The organism is Dolomitihabitans soli (genome assembly GCF_022213955.1).
Taxonomy (GTDB): domain Bacteria; phylum Actinomycetota; class Actinomycetes; order Streptosporangiales; family Streptosporangiaceae; genus Streptosporangium_A; species Streptosporangium_A soli.
On record NZ_JAKNTW010000065.1, the window covers coordinates 1 to 2819 of the forward strand.

The 2819-nt window shown below is 66.4% G+C and carries 5 protein-coding genes and 1 pseudogene; 5 read left to right on the forward strand and 1 reads right to left on the reverse strand.

Translation table 11 applies throughout. From position 1 onward, the window contains the following. The 5 genes and pseudogenes from MBA17_RS48905 to MBA17_RS48925 form a co-directional block, all read left to right on the forward strand. Positions 1-295 (forward strand): annotated as a pseudogene (locus tag MBA17_RS48905) (hypothetical protein); the annotation flags it as partial. 78 nt (positions 296-373) lie between these two features. Then, positions 374-778, forward strand: coding sequence for a YbaB/EbfC family nucleoid-associated protein (locus MBA17_RS48910; protein WP_238505816.1), 405 nt, complete (start codon positions 374-376; stop codon positions 776-778). Positions 779-798: 20 nt separating this feature from the next. Next, positions 799-1107: a hypothetical protein gene (locus MBA17_RS48915; RefSeq protein ID WP_238505817.1), complete on the forward strand. Its 309-nt coding sequence runs from the start codon at positions 799-801 to the stop codon at positions 1105-1107. Further along, positions 1104-1595 carry a hypothetical protein gene (locus MBA17_RS48920; protein WP_238505818.1) on the forward strand — a complete coding sequence of 164 codons (492 nt, stop codon included), beginning with the start codon at positions 1104-1106 and terminating at the stop codon, positions 1593-1595. The genes MBA17_RS48915 and MBA17_RS48920 overlap by 4 nt, the downstream gene beginning before the upstream one ends. Before the next feature lie 127 nt (positions 1596-1722). Further along, on the forward strand, positions 1723-2178 hold the full coding sequence (locus MBA17_RS48925) for a hypothetical protein (protein ID WP_238505819.1): 456 nt from the start codon (positions 1723-1725) through the stop codon (positions 2176-2178). Here the strand turns inward: MBA17_RS48925 and MBA17_RS48930 are convergent. Beyond that, complete coding sequence (locus tag MBA17_RS48930) at positions 2126-2659, reverse strand: thiamine pyrophosphate-dependent enzyme (protein WP_238505820.1); 534 nt, start codon at positions 2657-2659, stop codon at positions 2126-2128. The two genes, MBA17_RS48925 and MBA17_RS48930, sit on opposite strands and share 53 nt — an antisense overlap. Between the last annotated feature and the right edge of the window lie 160 nt (positions 2660-2819).

Sequence of the window (2819 nt, forward strand, 5' to 3'; positions counted from 1 at the left end):
CTGGCGGTCGGAACTGGCCGGCCGGCGGGCCGTCGTGGTCCTCGACAATGCCGCCGGCGCTGACCAGGTCCGCCTGCTGCTGCCCGGCGCAGGCCCCTCCGTCGCCCTGATCACCAGCCGCAACCGGTTGCTGGGACTGGAGGAGGTGCCCCCGGTGTCGCTGGACGTGCTGACCCCGAAGGAGAGTGCGTGGTTTCTTCGCCGCCTGGATCAGATGGCGCGCCGACCGGCGACACTTTATGCGGGCCGGGAGCCTTTCTGCGTCGCCGACATTCAGCAAGAAGGACTGATATAAAGGGTCTCCGGAGGTTCGGACCGAGGTAAGGGTTATATGGCGGACCGTAATGGGCTGAGCGCCGAGGGACTCGATCGGATGATCGAACGGGCCCAGCAAGTCCTGGCGTCCACTCAGGCCCTCGGCGACGGCTCGACCGATGGTGTGTCCGGGAAGCAGGGCGTGGCGCTCCAGGGTGAGGGCGCGGCGGCCCAAGGCCGGGTGCAGGCCACGGTCGCGCCCGGCGGGCGAATCTCGTCCCTGACGGTCGATCCGCGCCTGATGCGGGCCGGTTCTGAAGAGATGTGTGCGGAGATCGTCAAGGCCGTGAACGCAGCCATCGACGATCTGCGGACGAAGGCGGTCGAGCAGGCTGGCGCGTCTCCTGACGCGGAGGAGCTCTCGTCGACGTTGCTCACCATGCAACAGGAATCAGTACGCCAGATGGAGAAGTTCACCCAGGCGATCAACGATGTCGTCCTGCGGTTCGAGAGGCGAGTATGAGCCCCCATTTCGATGGCACGATGGAGTTGCAAACGAGTAGCCTCCAGTTCGCGGGCTCGGGTCTGCACGCGGCGATGAAGGAACTGAGCGACTACTGGGTGGCGCTGGGCAACGCTTTGGACGGGCTCGAACCCATGGTGGGCGAGGACCTCATCAGCCAGCTCATCGGAGGGTCGTACGCGGCGATTCGGGAGGCCGCGGATGAGACGCTCGGCTCGGTGATGAGCGGCCTGCACAGCTTTGGGACGGGTGTGCTCCAGATGGACGCCAACTGCTCATCCGTGGATCAAGGCAGCATCATCGACCTCGGCCCGGAGACCCTGGCATGAGCCTGCAACTGCCGGGGTGGGCGGCCCCGCTGCTCGAGGACCTCGGATACTGGTGGACGAACGCCGACGAGTCGAAGCTCGGCCAAGCAGGCGCCATGGTGGTGGACGCTGAGCCGCTGCTCGACGCGGTACGAGATCTCGGGCGGGTAGCGGCCACCGAGGTGTGGAACGGCAACGCGGGTGATGGAATCAACGCGTTCCAGACCGCCTGGAACGCTGATGACGCGCCGGACGTAGTGCTCTCCGACGCCACGACCGGCATGCTCGCCGTGGGCGCGGGACTGTTCATCTCGGGGGCGATCGTGCTGGCCCTCAAGATCCATGTTGTGGTCCAGCTCGCCTCACTGGCCACCGCGATGATCCGGGCGATCGCCGCCGCGGGCCTGACCCTGGGCTCCTCTCTGCTGCAGATACCGGTCTTCAAGGAAATCACCGGACGGCTGATCGGCCTGCTGATTGCCCTGGCCGCCATCCCGCTCACGGACTGACACGGTGGTGAAAGGGGGAACGGGAGCATCCCGCGCGGTTAAGGGACTCTTCGGCAGACTTGGGGCGGGTTTCTTCCGGAGGTCGGGGAGCGTGCGGGGCGCGGCGGTCGCGCCTGGTCCCGCGTCGGTGGCGAACGATGTCCGTTGGAATTTTGCGCTGCCGGAAGGGGCGGGCAAGCACGCGCTGTCCAGTTTCCGCCGCACCCCCGGCCCGGCCTTCCTTGACGATTTCCGGCCCCGCTCCACATGGGCAGGGGTGTATGACCCCAAGTCGCGCCAGTTTCTCGCCTATCCGAGCGGCGACTCGACACTGCTGTCCGGCGCAATTCCTGAAAACCTGGTACCGCGCAACGGCCACCACGACGTCAATAACGCCTTCGGGCAAATCACGTTGAAGGACTACGATAACCCCGCTTTCACCATCAAAAACTGGGAAAACGATTCCTTGAGCGTGGACTTTAGTGCCCCATTCAACAGGCGCATGCCATGGATCGGGGGTGACGTGGTGCCCCAGCACATGCAAGAGCCGATCATGGATGCCCTGCGGCAAGCCACCAACCGACGAGTCTGGCCTGATCAGTGACAGTAACGTGATCAATGGGTTGCCCCTTCCGGAGACGCTTCTCACCGCCATGAGGGAAGGCCGGTGGACACCCGCCGGATTCCGCCATCGTGACGAAGGTGTTCGGCGAGCAGCCGGCAGAGCCTTCCGCTGACCGGCCAGCCGTACCCGAGGACCGCCAGTCCCCGCGCACGTGGGTGGGCGCGAACATGCGAGGTACGGCGGGCAGTACGACGATGCCGGGGCCGGGGCTGGCGAGGGCCGCCGCAAGGTCCGCGGCCAGCCGATCGGCCGAGGAGATCTGGGCCGGGATGTCGAAGGACGCGGCGAGGGCCACGAAGTCGGGCCTGGTCAGTTCGGTTCCGGTGGCGACGCCGAAGGCGTCGTTCATGTACTCGCGCAGGATCCCGTAGCCGCCGTCGTCGATGATCAGCCAGGTGACGTCGAGCCGGTGCTGGCGTGCGGTGGCCAGCTCGGCCAGCCGGGATCGCGCACCGCTCATCCCCAGGCGCCGGCGATCTGCCGGGTGGTGGCGTTGAGCCGGTTGAACAGGTTGGTGACGCCGATCATCAGCACGATCGCGGCCAACTGCTTCTCGTCGAAATGGGTGGCGGCCCTGTCCCAGACCTCGTCGCTCACCGCGTCGGCACGGTCGGCCAACC